Origin of the sequence: Streptomyces sp. NBC_01283 (assembly GCF_041435335.1) — a bacterium.
Lineage (GTDB): Bacteria > Actinomycetota > Actinomycetes > Streptomycetales > Streptomycetaceae > Streptomyces.
In genome coordinates this window covers 9,317,042-9,331,650 of record NZ_CP108430.1, presented here as the reverse complement: position 1 = coordinate 9,331,650, position 14,609 = coordinate 9,317,042, and the positions used below count along the sequence as shown (strand labels likewise).

The following is a 14,609-nucleotide window of genomic DNA, read 5'->3' as shown; positions in this document are numbered from 1 at the left end:
CCTCACTTCGCCAGTTCCGGTTCGGCCCGCAGGTCCGGGATCCGGGTGCGCTTCATCGCCACGACGAAGTGCAGGAAAGCCGCCATCAGCAGGGCCACCGTGATCCACAGTCCTTCACGCGCCCCGAACAGTGAGCCGAGGCTGCCCCCGAGCAGCGTGCCGGCGCTGAGCGGCCCGTAGGCGACGAGGCGAGTGGTCGCCGCGACGCGGCCACGCAAATGGTCCGGGGTGAGCCTCTGGCGGGTGGAGGTGCTGAAGACGTTGTAGACGGTCAGACCGAATCCGTAGAGAACGAAGGAAACGGACCAGATCGTCACGGTGAGCGGGGTGGGATCCGTGGCGAGCGGGATCAGCACCGGCGCGAACGATGCGATGGCCATGCTCGCCACGACGACACGCTTCAGCCCCCACCTGCGTTCAGCCTGCTCGGCGGCGACCGCGCCCAGCATGGAACCGACGGCGCCGAGCGTCACGGTCAGGCCGAGCAGCGCCGGCGTGACGCCGACGACGGAGGCCGCGTACACGGTGTACAGGGTCAGCATCGCCTGCTCGAAGAAGTTGAACAGCGCGGCCTGCCCGATCAGCGTCCGCAGTACGGGTATGGACAGCAGGAGCCGGGCGCCCGCGGCGATTTCGCTCACCATGCGTTCGCGAGTCACCGGCGCGACGACCGGCGGCTCGCGCCGGTTCACGCTGAGCAGGACGAGCGCCGCGATCAGGTAGAGCACCGCCCCCATCAGAACCGCGCCGGAGCCGCCCAGCCAGTTCATGAGCAGCCCGCCCAGGCCGGGTGCGGCGACCACGACCAGCGTGAACACCGCTTCGAGCCGCCCGATCGCGGCGACCAGTTCGGATTCGCGCACCAGACTCGGCGTATACGCCTGCGCACAGACCTCGGCGATGGCGACGAGTGAGCCGAAGCCGAAGGCGACCGCGTACAGCATCCCGAGATGGAACTCGTCGAGCCCGCTGAGAACCGGGATGATCAGCAGCGCCAGCCCGCCCGCCACGTCGGTGAACAGCAGCGTGGGCCGCCGTGGTCGCCGGTCCAGCCACATTCCGATGAAGAGGGTCACCACCAGCACCGGCACGTACTGGGCGGCGGCGACCACGCCCACCTCGAAGGGCGTGGCCGCGAACGAGATCGTCGCCAGCAGCGGGAAGACCATCGTCATGCTCTTCGACGCGACGCTGGTCAGCACCTGACTCAGCCAGAAACGAGCGAAATCCCCGTTGAGCAACAGGCGCGACTTCAACAGAACTCCAACCACTCGTCTTCGACCACTGCCTTGGCCACCGCTGTGGAGGACTCGGTGAGTTCGCGCAGCTGGGCCGCGTTGTAGGCGCGGATGGCGTCGTTGTGGGCGGCGTCGCCGAACACATCGAGCATCCACAGGGGGCGGACCTCGGCGCCGCGCATCGCCTTGGTGTCGGTCGACGCGATGCCGGCGTGCATCCAGCGCCTGCCATGGCGCAGCGCGTCGCGGACCGGCTCGTAGTAGACGAGGTTGAAGTACTCGGCGACACCGACCAGTTGGTCGTAGTGGAATCCGGCGCCCTTGAGGAAGGTCGCGTCGCCCCAGCGGTAGAACAGCAGGAACCCGACGGGGGGTTCGCCCTCTCGGCCGCACATCAGCACCCGTGCCGCCTCGCCCATCGTCTCGGCCTGGACGCGCAGGGACTCGGCGAGCACCGAGACATCCGCGGGCTGCCCGTAGCGGGCCTGGGTGCCCTGGGACATCAGGGCCGCCTCTTCATAGCATTCCGAGAGCGGCTTCTCGATGAAGTGGTAGTTCGCGGAATCGAAGCGCCGCTGGTCCCGGCGGATCAGCTCGCCGCGGCGCTTGGACGGCAGCGTGCGCATCCAGCCGTCCCAGTCACCGCCCTCGGTACGGATCCAGGCGTCGGCGGCGCACAGTACGGGCTCGGCGCGTACCCCGGCGGAGCGAAGGGCGCGCACGTCGGCGCTGGTCAGGAACATGCCGTGGCACGGGATCTGGTCGGGGTCGCCGTGGTCGAACATCCGGTCCGCCACGGCCCGCCTGCGCAGGCCGGCGAGTTCTTCCACCAGGGCTGAGGCCCCTTCGGTGCGCTCCACCCCGTCGCTGATCAGCAGGTTCGTCTGATAGCCACGGCGCGGGCCGACGAGGAGACCTTGCGGGCTCACCGCAGGCAGGCCCGCCTTGTCCAGCAGCCGGCTCCATTGGTAGAACCCGTTGTTCTCCTCCCACACCGCGGTGACCGGAACGGCAGCGGTGCCGCCGGGCAGCCGGGCGTGCACGTTGCCGGTGAGCGTGCGGCCCCCGGGGTCATCGACACAGAAGTCCAGCCACCCGCTGGTGGCATAGAGGTGGTCACCCGCCAGCCGGTCCCATTCCTCCTTGCCCAGCCCCTCGGTCGGGGAGCCGAAGCCGGTCGTCCGGCAGCTGTTCACGGTCATGCTCATATCGGCCTCCACCGTGGCGGTTCACACACTCTGGGGCGTCGCCGGGAGCGCCAGCGTCCGGACCTGCTTGCCGACCCTGGTACGCAGCACGACCCGTCGCTGCCCCCCGTCGTCGACGACCTGGACGGTGCGCTCGTCGGTCCATCCCTGAAAGCGGAATTCGTTGTCCCCGATGTGCACCAGGCCCGCGTAGGGGGCTCCGTCGTAGTGCAGCACCAGACGGCCGTCCTGCACCCTGATCTCGGACGGGACCGTCGGCTGGTCGATGAGGAACTCGCCGTCGGCCTCCTCCCAGTCGGTGAAGGACTTCGGTACCTCGAAGGCGACCTGGTGCAGGGCCGAGGGCCGCAACGGCTGCTCATCACGGTTGACCATGATCTTGTCGAAGGGCAGCTCGGCGCGGACCTCCGGCGGGAACAGATCGAACAGCGCCTCGGTCACCTGCACATCCAGCACGAAGTGCACGCGGTGGCTGCGGCCGCTGTTCTCGATCCGGTGGGTGCGGGCGAAGTTGCCGAACCAGAGCGAGCCCGCTTCCCATACGTACGGGGTCTGTCCGAAGAACAGTTTCGCCTCGGGCAGCGTGATCACCGGTACGTGCAGTCGGGCGATGCCCCAGGTGAGCGCGTACTTGTTGTCGAAGTGGTCGGGGCCGTAGGTGTCCGGGCCCAGTGCCATCAGGCGCACGGAGCGCAGCGGCGACGGGATCGCTCGCATCACCGCGTGCAGGTGCGGGGCGAGTTTTGTGTGGGAGGTGTCGGCGAACGACACCAGGCCCGGTCCGCCCGGGTCGGTGCGCGCCTTGTCCCCGCCTGTGCTGCGCAGCGGCATGATGTGCCAGTCGAGTTCGGTCTCGACCAGGTGGTCATCGGTGACGAAGGTCTTCTGCAGTTTCCAGTCGGCGGCCTGTTCCGCGCGCAGGGCCTGCACGTCGCGTACCAGGGAGTCCACGTCGAAGTTCGGCGTGAGCCGAACCACATCGGGGATCCCGGCCTGTGCATCCGCAATCGTTCCAGCAGACACGTCTGTTCCTTCCTTCGTATGACTGACTGTGCTGACGAAAGAGCTGTTCGGAGGGAACTCGGACGGCCTTGGCCGCACACTCATAGCCAAGAAAAAACCAACCGAGCGGTTCTGTCAATGGACGGCTGAGAGCACGAACACCGGCCTGCTCTCGCTGTCTCCGGTCAGGGAAGCGGTGGTGACGCCATGTGGTTGAACTCCGCCATCTCCCGGAAGATCTGGGGCAGTTCCAGGGGCCGGCCCAAGGCGCCGCCCTCGAGTTCGGCGTAGGCCCGGTGGAGGTTGCCCACGATGCGCTCGGCGCGGGTCAGGTGGCAGAAGCGGCCCGTCCCTGTCCTCCTGGCGGTCTCCAGCGGTGTCAGGCCTTGCTGCCAGCCCTCCATCGCGACGATCTGGATCCACCGCAGGTAGGCCTCCGTCTCGTCGAAGACCTTCGCGCCCCGGATGGGACCGCGCCCGCAGACGACCGTACGGGCGCCGAAGGCCCGCAGGGTCCTGATGGCCGCCAACGCCCCTTCCACGGAGCCCATCACCGTGCACGGGGCCGCCCCCGCCAGCACCACGTCGCCGGTGAACAGCACCCGGTCTCCCGGCAGCCACACCACCACGTCGTTGGTGGTGTGCGCGGGCCCGCAGAAGACGAGCTCGATGCGTCGCTCCCCGCTGTACAGGGTGAGGCGCTCGTCGAAAGTGACCGAGGGCAGAACGGGACGCACGTCGCCCCGGCCGGCGCCAGGCCACAGCTCCGTCGGAGCGGGTTCTGTCTCCGCCATCTCGCTGCGCGTCAGCGAATGCGCGATGACGGTCGCCTCGGGGAAGGCACCGTTGCGGGAGATGGGGCCGCCGTGATGGTGTGTGCTGACGACCTTGCGGACGGGTCCCGCGCGCAGGGCTTCCATGGAGGCGCGCAGGGCCTGCGTGCGTGCTTCGGTCGCGACCGTGTCGATGACCGTGACCCCCTCGGGGCCCGTGATGATGCCCGCGTTGTTCTGGCACCAGCCCTCGTCGGGTGGGATGTAGGCGAACACCCCGTCGGCGTTACCCGTCGTGCGCGACTGTCGCAGTACCCGCAGGTGGTGCCCGGCGCGGAGCAGATCCGGCTCGGTCATGGAGGGCCCCTTTCGGTGGCTGGCGGGTGGCGCGCAGGAAGGCTTCAAGGACGTGATCGGCACGCAGCGGAGCAGGCGCGCCTGCCGCGCCCGGGCCGGGCGGGTCAAACGGATGAACCGACGGTGACGGCCGTCGATCCGATCGACTCGTGCAGGTCGGGTGCGGACACGAACTCCGCGTGCAGGGCCGCCACCGCGCGGGAGCAGTCGGGTTCGGCGACCGTCGCGGAGATCCGGCTCTGCGAGGTGGCCAGGGACAGGGGGTCGATCCCCTCGGCGAGCAGCGTGTTCAGCAGGCGGCCCAGGGTTCGGGGGTCGCTGAGCAGACCGGAGCCGACGACCGACACCTTGGCCACGGCGGGGTCGACCGCGACCCGGCAGGGCAGGGTCGCGAGCAGGCTGGTCACGGTGTCGATGTCCTTGGCCGGCACCGTGAAGTCCCACCCGTGCCGCTGCGCCCTGTCGGTGAACCTGGTCATCACGTCGATCGGCACCGACGCGTCGGCCAGCAGGGCCAGAACTTCGGTCCCCGGCAGTGGGGCCTCGGGAGAGGCGCTCACGATCGTGATCCGGGCGTTCCCCGGCTCGTGGGACACCGCTGCCACACGGTCCTCGGTTTCCAACATGACGGGTTCTCCTTCCTGTTCGGAGACCACGACGGTCCCCGGGCTGCGGCTGAAGGTGCTCCGTACGTGCAGGGCGACGCCCGCGCGGCCGGCCAGTTCCACCGAGCGCGTGTGCAGTACCCGGGCTCCGGCATAGGCCATCTCCGACATGACGCTGTTGCGGACGACCGGAATCAGCCGAGCCTGCGGCACGATGCGCGGGTCTGCCGAGAAGACGCCGTCGACGTCGGTGTATATCTCGCAGGCCGCGGCGCCGAGTGCGACGGCCAGAGCCACGGCCGACGTATCGGAGCCGCCCCGGCCCAGGGTGATGACATCGCCGTCCGCGGTCAGGCCCTGGAAGCCGGCCACGACGGCCACTTGCCCATGGGACAGCGTCTGGCGCAGCCGTGTGGTGTCCAGCTTTTCGATGCGCCCGTTGGTGTGCTCGCCGGACACGGTGAATCCGGCCTGCGCTCCCAGCAATGACACCGCGGGGATGCGCAGTTCGTGCAGTGCCATCGCCAGCAGGGCGGCCGAGCGGGCTTCTCCCGTGGCCATCAACTGGTCGAGTTCGCGGCTCGGCGGCACGGCGACGGCCGAACGTGCCTCGTCGATGAGCCGGTCGGTGGAATCGCCGCGGGCGGAGACGACGGCCACGACGTTGCTGTGCCGGTGGGCTGCGGCAACGATGCGCGCGATCCGTGCGAGCTGCTCGGGGGTGGTTCCCATCGAGGTCCCGCCGAACTTGAGTACGCGAGCCGGGCGCTGGTCGAGGGTGGGGCGCTGATGGGTGGAGGGTGCGGATGCCACGTTGTCTCTTCCCGTCACGAAGTGGAATCGGCGGTGCGCCGGGCCGCGGGCACGGGCACGGGGGTGTTCGCCATGGCAGCGAAGCTGCGGTGCATTACGGCGACGATCACGACGACGGCCAGGGCCGCCCCGCCTCCGATCAAGAACGTCGCGGCGCCGAGGCCGGCCCCGATGAGCCACAGTCCCGCTGCCACGGCGAGGGATTCGGCCAGTCCCCAGACGAAGGTCAGGGCGCCGACGGCCAGGCTCGTACGTCCACCCGCGACCGCGACGGCCAGCGTCTGGTACACCGGGCCGTAGAGCATCTCGCCGATGGTGATGGCGAGGACGGCGAGAAGCATGAGCGCCATGCCGCCCTGCGGCGCCACGAGCAGGATGGTGCCGGCTCCCAGGGCCAGGTTGGCGCCCACGATGAGGGCGGGCTCGCGCGCCTCTCGGCACAGCCGGGTCACCAGCGCCTGCGTCACCACGATGGCGACGCTGGCAAAGGCGAACAGGAGGCCGACGCTGCGTGCTCCCAGGCTCGGGCTCGCGTAGGCGGCGAACACGCCGTAGAACTGCGCGTACGTGATGTGGGTCAGGAAGTTGACCCCCAGCAGGGCGCCCATGCCCCGGGGCAGAACTGCGGGATCCGGCGCCTTCCCCGGCGTCTCGCGCACCGGCACGCGTCCCGTCGCGAGGCGCGTCGCCAGCAGCCCCGCGAGCACGGCGAACCCGATCGGGGCCAGCACGTAGTACCGGCCCGTGGCGGCGTAGGCCAGAGAGGAGACGAAGGGGGCCAGGCCGCCGGCCGCGTTGAGTGCGACGTTCTCGTAGGAGAAGGCCCGACGGGTCTCCTCCGGGCCGAACTGGTGCACGATCAGCGTGAGTTGGGCGAGCGTGGCCAGCGAACCCGCGAGGCCGAAGATCCCCGAGACCAGCATCCAGGCGATGAGCGAGCCGACCGGGAGCAGCGCCATGGCACACATCAGGCCTGCTGCCGCAGCCATCACGAGCTGCGAACCGATGATGGAGGCCCGCTCGCTGCCCGGCGGCAGGACGCGGACGAATGCCAGGGAGCCGAGCCGGTTCGCCAGGACCGCGGCGCCGGTGATCAGGCCGCAGTCCGCGGTCGAGAAGGAATCCTGGTCCAGCAGCCACACCGTGAAGAAGGGGTACAGAACGCCCCATGTGCTGTAGGTGAGGAAGCGGACGGCGTAGATCGTCCAGCCGCCGGGCGGCGCCGCACGCTCACGACTCATGAGGGCGCCACCCAGGCGGGCCGGCGCGGGCCGTCGGTGGTGTGCACCACGACGTTCTCGATCTCACGTGCCACGTCGCTCGTGAGGCCGGTGAGCATCCCGACCCAGGCGGCGTCGCCGGTGCCCACGGGCCCGACGCGGGCCCCCTTCGGCGCGACCTGGGTGTGCAGGCAGCGTCCGCCGTCCGGCGCGGTCACCGAGGTGATCTGCCCGCCTTCTTCGATGCCGTAGTAGTACGACAGGGTGGACTCGCCACTGCCCTGGGGGTGGTAGGCGGGCTCCGGGCTGGTGCCTGCGGCCGGCAGGCCCAGCGTGAGGACATGGGCGAGGATCTCGGCCGGGTCCAGGCCGTGAGCGAGCCCGAGTTGCTCGACGATGGCACCGCCGCCGAGGCGTCCGATGTTGGCGTCGATGAGGAACGGCCGCTTGCCGTTGACCAGGAACTCGCAGTGGAAGTAGCCCTGGGACAGACCGGAGCGTTCGACGAGCGTGGTGACAGCGGTCTTGCACAGGTCCTCGGTACCGCGGGGCAGCCGGCGATCGGCAGGAAGCAGGTTGCTCACCTCCGTCCAGGAGATGCGCCCGCGCTGGGAGAAGTCGACGAAGACGATCCGGCCTTCGGTGACGTAGCCCTCCAGACTGAACAGCGACCCGCGGATGTCCGCCTGCAGCACCCAGGGGTGGGCAGCGTCCTGCGAGAGGCCGGTGGTGGCCACGGCGTTCCACACGTCCAGCGGTCCGGCCCCCTGGGGCAGACGCGCCGCGCCGCGCCCGCCGGCCTGCTCGGCCGGTTTGAGGATGTAGCCGTCGGGCGCCGGAGCGAGGGTGGCGGGGTCCACTGCAAGCCGGGCTGCCTCGCCTGCCGTGAATTGCCGGGTCGGCGGGCTGAACTCCGGTATGAGAGACGCGACTTCGGACTTGGAGGCCAGCCGCACGGCGACCGGCTCCGGCCCCTGCAGATCGTAGGTGGCGGCGATCTCCGCGATGAGCGGGAACTTCTCGTCGTACAAGCCGGTGATGGCGAACGCGTCCTCGGTGATCGACGGTTCGTCGGCCAGCAGACGCAGGACCGCGGCCCGGTCCTGGATGTCCGTCGGAAAGCAGGCGCAGTCCCGCAGGCTCTCGGCGGCCTGGCCGGCGAACTCCTCGGGGTCCGCCAGGAAGACGGGCTCGAACCCGGCCGAACGCAGCGCCCGGGGGACGTACTTGGCGCTGGTGGCATTGACGCCAAGAATGATGATCTTCTTCACGCTGACCACTCCTTCTCCCGCGGGGCTGCCATGGCGGGCACGGAGGCCCGGCGGCTGCCGATCTCTTCCAGGACGCCGATCGCGTAGTCGATCTCCTGCTGCGTCGTGCGTGGTCCCACAGCCAGCCGCACCGCGTGCGAAATACCGTTGCGCAGGAGGTAGTTGGGGGTGTGTGCGCCGTCGATGAGCCAGCAGGCGACACCCGCCCGGCACAGCTCGTGCCACAGCTGCTCGGGCCCGATGCGCTCGTGGGTGACGCAGATGATGCCGGTGTGGTGGGTGCCCGGAGCGTGCACGCGCAGCCCCGGGATCTGCCGGGCCCGCTCGCGCAGGTCTTTCGACAGACCGGCCATCCCGTCCCAGTCATTGGACCGGGCCTGCCGCAGGGCGGTGTCGAGCCCGACGAAGGCCGACACGCTTCGCTCACCGAGCTCCAACCTGGTCGCGCCGCCGGTGAGGTGACGGATGCCGCCGCCGGGTGCGAACGCGTGGGTGTGCACGTCGACGCTGACCGGCTCGGCTGCCGCGAGGAAGCGGGGGGACACCACCGCGAAGCCTGTGCCGCGCGGCCCGAGCAGCGACTTCTTGCCGTTCGCCGTCAGCAGGTCGACGGGCGTGTCCGTCAGGTCGATGGGGAGCTGCCCGACCGACTGGCAGGCGTCGACGACCAGCAGCGTGCGCCGGTCACGGACGAGTTCCGAGAAGGGGGCCAGCGGGGTGAGGGCCCCCGTGCAGGAGGGCATGTGTGTCACCGAGATCAGGGCAACCCGGTCGCTGATGTGCTGGTGGCACCATTCGATGTCCACGTCCCCGTCCGGGGTGAGTGGTATCTCCTGGATCGAGAATCCCGCGGTTCTCTGCGCGTTCTTGAGAAAGAGGAGGTTGCCGGCCCATTCGTACGGCGTCGTCCACACGGTGTCGCCTGCGGTCAGGGTCAGGCCGGCCACGGCGCTGTGCCAGGCGCGGGTCGCGGAGTCCGACATCGCCACGGCTTCCCGCGGACAGTTGAACAGCTGCGCGAGGCTGCGGTACACCCCGTCCTGGATCAGTTCCGCGTAGGCACGTTCGGCGAAGTAGGAGCCGATCGTCCCTTCCAGCGTGAGGTAGTCGGCCACCGCCTCGCGGGTTTCGCGGCTCTGCAGCCCGGAGCCGGCCGTGTTGAGGTACGAGCGCCACCGCGTCGAGTAGGTCCGGTCGATCATGCGTGCCTCCCCGCAGGCTCCGCAGGCTCCGCGGGCTTGGTGTGTGCGAGGGTCAACACCTCGGCGAAGGTGGGCGAAGAGGCCTGGGGGTCCCCGCCGGCCCGGCGCCAGCGCCGGTACTTGGCGGCGTACGTCACGACCGTCTCCGCGCCGGCCCTGTTCTTGGCGCGGGTGACGATGCCGCCCCACAGGGCGTCCCAGCGGGCGTAGGTGGGATCGTCGAGCAGGATGCGGTGGGCGCGCTTCATGTTCCAGAACGGGATGCTCATGTTGAGGTGGTGCACCAGGTGGTAGTTGTCGTGGTGCCTGCCGAGCAGGTAGTTCTCCAGGGCCCATCCATGGCGGTTGCGCGTCATCAGCAGCTGGGCGCGCTCGCTCTCGGGCATCGGGTAGTGCTCGGCGAGTTCCGAGAGCCATCCCACGGCGACCGCGCTGGTGAACAGCGGCACGATCCAGAAGAGCAGCAGCAGATGCAGCGTTCCGGTGGCGGCGCAGGCCCCCGTGATCAGCACCCACTGCACGGCGAACATCAGCCGTTCCGCGCCGAGGCCGACCGGCATGGAGACGTTGGTTCCCGGCCCCCGGTAGAAGATCCGGTCCCGCACGATGTACCGGACGTACGAGGCGGTGCGCAGGCCCAGGACGGCCAGCGCGATGTTCTCCAGGAAGAAGCGGGCGTCCGACTTGGCCGGGTCGTACAGGCCCAGATCCCGGTGGAACTCGTAGTCGGGGTCCTTCTGCGGGTCTCCCAGGTAGCGGTGGTGGAAGCCGATGTGGCTGGTCCGGTAGGGCGAGTACAGGTGGAAGACGAGATAGCCGGAGAACACCGTCCCCAGGGTCAGGTTGAGCGCCGGATTGCGGCTGAGAACCTTGTGCGACGCCTCGTGCAGGAGGTTGACCATCGCGCGCTGGGTCGAGCCGATGAAGAGCAACGCCAGCGGGTACAGCCACCAGGAGATGTACAGGCACGCCCAGATCGCGACGGCGACACCCACGTAGTCCGCGAGGATCGCGCGGATCGCGTGCCAGTTGTCGAGTGCGCCCAGCGGCCGGAGTCTCTTGCGGATCTCCGGGGCGACCTTGCTGAAGTCGTAGTCGACGTGTCCTCGCATCGTGGGAGATTGAGTCGAGGGCGCCATCGGCGTTCCTCCCTGTGGCAACGGAGGGCCTGATCGGCCCGGGGACGCCAGAAACGTAGGCGGCGGACCGTGCCGGGCCGGTGGTGCTACGACTTCTGTCACATGCCGGCGCGCTCAAAGGCACATGCGGGCGTGGCTTTCGGCCCCTGTCCGCAATCGTTCCGGGAATCGTTCACGGGTACATATGAGAAGTGCATATAGGCCCGGACAATGGACGTCGCTAACGTGATTCGTGTGCGCCGCTGACGGTCGACAGGCAACGCACCGTTTTCAGAAACGTGGGTTCGGAAATCCACTGCTCTGGGCGAGAATTGGGTTCTACGCTGCCCGGGATCGATTTCCGAGTGCCGGCAATTTCCGTGCACCGCGAGACCGGCATGCATTCCGCTCCCATGACGTACGAAGGTCCGGCGCGCCGCCCACCCACTTGCCCGGAAACACAGGAGTACTGCCTGCCATGTCCCACGCATCCGTACGCGTTGTGATCGCAGACGAGCAGAGACTGCTGCGCGAATCTCTCTGCGCGTTGCTGGACACGGAGCCCGGCATCGAGGTCGTGGGCCAGACGGGCCAGGTGGCCGACTTGCTCACGCTGGTCGCACGGACCAGGCCCGACCTCGTGGTGCTCGATGTCCAGATGGTTCCGGCCGACGATCGCGAGGCGATCGCCACGCGTCTGCTGCACGGCATTCCGGCCTGCCGTGTGCTTGTGCTGTCCATGCTGGAGCAACCGCGCCTCGTGCAGCGGCTGTTGGACCTGGGCATCCACGGCTATCTGCACAAGAGCGTCGGCTACGGCAGCGTCGTCGACGCCGTGTGCGCGCAACGGGGGGCCCGTTCCTACCAGACGGTGACGCTGCCGCTGCACCGGCGGTCCTTGCGGGCCGCGGGCAGCGGCCCGGTGACCGGCTCGGAGCTGTCGGCGCGCGAGCTGGAGGTCCTCACCCACGCGGCAGCAGCCCTGAGCAACCGTCAGATCGCCGTGCAGCTGGGGATCGCGGAGGGCACCGTCAAACGGCACCTGAGCAACATCTTCGAGAAGCTCAGCGCGGTCAGCCGCCTGGACGCCGTCAACAAGGCCTCCTCGATGCGGCTCATCCACCCCGGCGACACGCGTGCGGCCCACGGTCTGCGCGTGGCGACATGAGCGGTCACCTGGGCCGGCGGGTCACTCCGCGGCCCGATCCACCGCGTACGGCTCGATGGCGGCCAGCTCCCGCTCGGTGAGCGGCGGCGCGTCCAGCGCCGCCACATTGGCCTCCAGCTGGGAGACACTGCTGGCCCCGATCACCGCCGAGGTGACCTCCGGCCGGCGCAACACCCAGCTGAGGGCCAGCTGGGCAAGACTCTGGCCTCGTTCGCCCGCGATCACGTTGAGCGCCTTGGCCCGCTGCAGATACGTGTCGGTGATGTCCTCGGCGGAGAGGAACATGCCGGCCGCCGCGCGAGTGCCGGGAAGCACCCGGCCACTGAGGTAGCGATCGGTCAGCAGTCCCTGTGCGAGCGGGGAGAAGACCGTGCCGCCGGTGCCGAGCCGGGCCAGTTCCGTGAAGAGCCCTCGCTCGGGCGTCCTGTCGAACATCGAGTAACGATGCTGATGGAGCGTCAGGGGCACACCGGCGTCGGTGAGCACGTCGGCGGCCTGCCGCGTCGCCTCCGGGGAGTAGTTGGAGATGCCCGCGTACAGGGCCTTGCCCTGCCGCACGGCGTCGGCGAGGGCGCTCATGGTCTCTTCGACCGGTGTGTCCGGGTCGGGCCGGTGCGAGTAGAAGACATCGACGTACTCCACGCCCAGGCGGCGCAGGGTGCGCTCGAGCGAAGCCATCAGGTACTTGCGGGAGCCGCCGATGCCGTAGGGCCCCGGCCAGCTCTCGTAGCCGGCCTTGGTGGACAGGACGATCTCGTCCCGATAGCGGCTCAGGTCACTCTTCAGCACCTCTCCGAAGCGGGTCTCGGCGTATCCGAACACCGGTCGGCCGTAGTTGTTGGCGAGGTCGAAGTGTGTGATGCCCAGATCGAAGGCCCGCAGCAGCAGAGCCCGTTGGACGTCGGCTGCGCGGTCGGGACCGAAGTTGTGCCAGAGCCCCAGGGACAAGGGCGGCAGTCGCAGCCCGCTGTGCCCGGCGCGCCGGTAGCGCAGGCGGCCGTAGCGGTCCTCGTCGGCTGAGTAAGTCATCCCGCACCTTCCTCGGGGAATCGGCAAGAGCGCCCGGGAGATCACCATGCCGACGGCGTCGGGCCCCGGTTTCGGCTGTGTGCCTTTGGGGGTGCCCCCATGTGTCTCAAGTCGTATCACCCGCTTCCCCGCGTTTCCCAGCTCCTACGTTCTGAGCTCTGACCGCGATGACCCGAGGCGGGAGAATCCGATGACTGAGCTGATGGTGGACAGGGGTATCGAGGAGCTGGGGGACCGCTCCTCCGAGGTGGTGCGCAGGTCCAGGGGCCGCTCGGTCGGTGTCCTGGTCGACGCGTACGGGACGGGCAACTACTTGCCGGCGGCGTTCAACCGGCTGGGCTTCGACGTGATCCACGTGCAGAGCAGTGCCGAGCCGATCTCCCGGATGCAGCCGTGGGACCGGTCCGCGTATCTCGACTGGCTGGTCTACGACCCGGACGGCGGCACCGAGCAGGTTCTCAAAGAGGCCGGGGTGCGTTTCGTGCTGCCCGGCCAGGAGCCGGGTGTCCTGCTCGCGGACCGGCTGAGCGAGGCGCTGGATGTCCGCACCAACGGGACCACGCACTCCGATGCGCGTCGCGACAAGTACAAGATGATCGAGACCGTTTCCGCGGCGGGGCTGCGAACCGCCCAACAGCTGCTCACCGATGACGTGGAAGAGGCCGTTGCGTGGGTCGAGGCCAACGGGCACTGGCCCTGTGTGGCGAAACCGCTGGCATCCGCGTCCACCGACGGCGTCACCGTCTGCCGCAACGCCGAGGCGCTGCGCTCCGCGTTCCGGTCGGTGCTGTCCAGCACCACCGTGTTCAACGGCGCGAACACCGAGGTGCTCGTCCAGAGTTACCTGGAGGGCACCGAGTACATCGTCGACACCGTGAGCGTCGACGGCCATCACTACGTCTGCGGTGTCTGGCGGTACGAGAAGCGCCTGCTGGACAACGGCAAGCCCATCTACAACCGCGACATCCTGCTGCCTTCGGACACTCCGGTGGTCGCGGAACTGGCCGCCTACACCCGTACGGTCCTCGACGTCCTGCGCATTCAGCACGGTCCCGCGCACACCGAACTGATCGTGACCGATGCCGGTCCGGCGCTGGTCGAGGTCGGCGCCCGCGTCAACGGGCATCTGCATCCCGCCTTCCACGACCGGGCCATCGGCGTGAACAGCGCCGACCTGACGGCGTTGGCCTACCTCCGCCCCCAGGAGTTCCTCGCCCAGCACGCCGACGGGATCTACGAGCGGCGTCAGCCTGCCGCCGTCTACAACGCCCCGACTTCGCTGTCCGGCACCGTGGTCTCGGTCGACGAGGCCTTGGTCCAGGAGATCCGCGACCGGCCCTCGGTGGTGGACCTCGTGGTCAAGCGGGGCCCCGGTGACGTCATCGTGCCCACCCATGACCTGCTGACGAGTCCGCTGCGGGTGTTCCTGACCCATGCGGACCCGGTGACGCTGGAGATCGACTACCGGTTCATCGAGTCCGTTCGCGAATCGCTCTTCCAGGTGCGCCGGCCGGCCCCCCGGGCCGCCTGCGGCGTGGTGTGACCTTCGGGCACCGCAACCCGGCGGTCTGGTCAAGGCGCCGGCCGACTTACGGAAGGATCCAT

The 14,609-nt window shown here is 69.1% G+C and carries 12 protein-coding genes; 2 read left to right on the top strand and 10 right to left on the bottom strand.

Going from position 1 to position 14,609, the window contains the following annotated elements; translation table 11 throughout:
• Positions 1 to 2: 2 nt before the first annotated feature.
• The 9 genes from OG302_RS42175 to OG302_RS42135 form a co-directional block, all read right to left on the bottom strand.
• Entirely contained in the window at positions 3 to 1,271 is a 1,269-nt protein-coding gene (locus OG302_RS42175; protein WP_371524625.1) for an MFS transporter, read from the bottom strand.
• The gene (locus tag OG302_RS42170) at positions 1,253 to 2,446 is read right to left on the bottom strand and encodes a peptidogalycan biosysnthesis protein (protein ID WP_371524627.1); all 1,194 of its coding nucleotides are present in this window, start codon (positions 2,444 to 2,446) and stop codon (positions 1,253 to 1,255) included. The genes OG302_RS42175 and OG302_RS42170 overlap by 19 nt, the downstream gene beginning before the upstream one ends.
• A gap of 21 nt (positions 2,447 to 2,467) precedes the next feature.
• The gene (locus tag OG302_RS42165; protein ID WP_371524629.1) at positions 2,468 to 3,469 is read right to left on the bottom strand and encodes an aspartyl/asparaginyl beta-hydroxylase domain-containing protein; all 1,002 of its coding nucleotides are present in this window, start codon (positions 3,467 to 3,469) and stop codon (positions 2,468 to 2,470) included.
• 164 nt (positions 3,470 to 3,633) lie between these two features.
• Positions 3,634 to 4,578 carry an MBL fold metallo-hydrolase gene (locus OG302_RS42160; protein ID WP_371524631.1) on the bottom strand — a complete coding sequence of 315 codons (945 nt, stop codon included), beginning with the start codon at positions 4,576 to 4,578 and terminating at the stop codon, positions 3,634 to 3,636.
• A 104-nt stretch (positions 4,579 to 4,682) separates the two neighbouring features.
• Entirely contained in the window at positions 4,683 to 5,996 is a 1,314-nt protein-coding gene (locus tag OG302_RS42155) for an aspartate kinase (RefSeq protein ID WP_371524633.1), read from the bottom strand.
• Between the two features lie 14 nt (positions 5,997 to 6,010).
• Positions 6,011 to 7,237: an MFS transporter gene (locus tag OG302_RS42150; protein ID WP_371524635.1), complete on the bottom strand. Its 1,227-nt coding sequence runs from the start codon at positions 7,235 to 7,237 to the stop codon at positions 6,011 to 6,013.
• Complete coding sequence (locus OG302_RS42145; protein WP_371524637.1) at positions 7,234 to 8,487, bottom strand: hypothetical protein; 1,254 nt, start codon at positions 8,485 to 8,487, stop codon at positions 7,234 to 7,236. The genes OG302_RS42150 and OG302_RS42145 overlap by 4 nt, the downstream gene beginning before the upstream one ends.
• Positions 8,484 to 9,689 carry an aminotransferase class V-fold PLP-dependent enzyme gene (locus tag OG302_RS42140; RefSeq protein WP_371524639.1) on the bottom strand — a complete coding sequence of 402 codons (1,206 nt, stop codon included), beginning with the start codon at positions 9,687 to 9,689 and terminating at the stop codon, positions 8,484 to 8,486. Before OG302_RS42140 ends, OG302_RS42145 begins: the two co-directional genes overlap by 4 nt.
• Positions 9,686 to 10,801, bottom strand: coding sequence for a fatty acid desaturase (locus OG302_RS42135; protein WP_371524641.1), 1,116 nt, complete (start codon positions 10,799 to 10,801; stop codon positions 9,686 to 9,688). The genes OG302_RS42140 and OG302_RS42135 overlap by 4 nt, the downstream gene beginning before the upstream one ends.
• 484 nt (positions 10,802 to 11,285) lie before the next feature.
• Here OG302_RS42135 and OG302_RS42130 point away from each other — a divergent pair, with 484 nt between their 5' ends.
• Entirely contained in the window at positions 11,286 to 11,975 is a 690-nt protein-coding gene (locus OG302_RS42130; protein ID WP_371524643.1) for a LuxR C-terminal-related transcriptional regulator, read from the top strand.
• 21 nt (positions 11,976 to 11,996) lie between these two features.
• On the opposite strand, the gene OG302_RS42125 is transcribed toward OG302_RS42130, so the two are convergent.
• Positions 11,997 to 13,004, bottom strand: a complete 1,008-nt coding sequence (locus OG302_RS42125) for an aldo/keto reductase (protein ID WP_371524645.1) — start codon at positions 13,002 to 13,004, stop codon at positions 11,997 to 11,999.
• Between the two features lie 190 nt (positions 13,005 to 13,194).
• Here OG302_RS42125 and OG302_RS42120 point away from each other — a divergent pair, with 190 nt between their 5' ends.
• A complete protein-coding gene (locus tag OG302_RS42120) occupies positions 13,195 to 14,547 on the top strand; it encodes an ATP-grasp domain-containing protein (RefSeq protein ID WP_371524647.1) in 1,353 nt (450 codons plus the stop codon).
• Positions 14,548 to 14,609 lie beyond the last annotated feature (62 nt).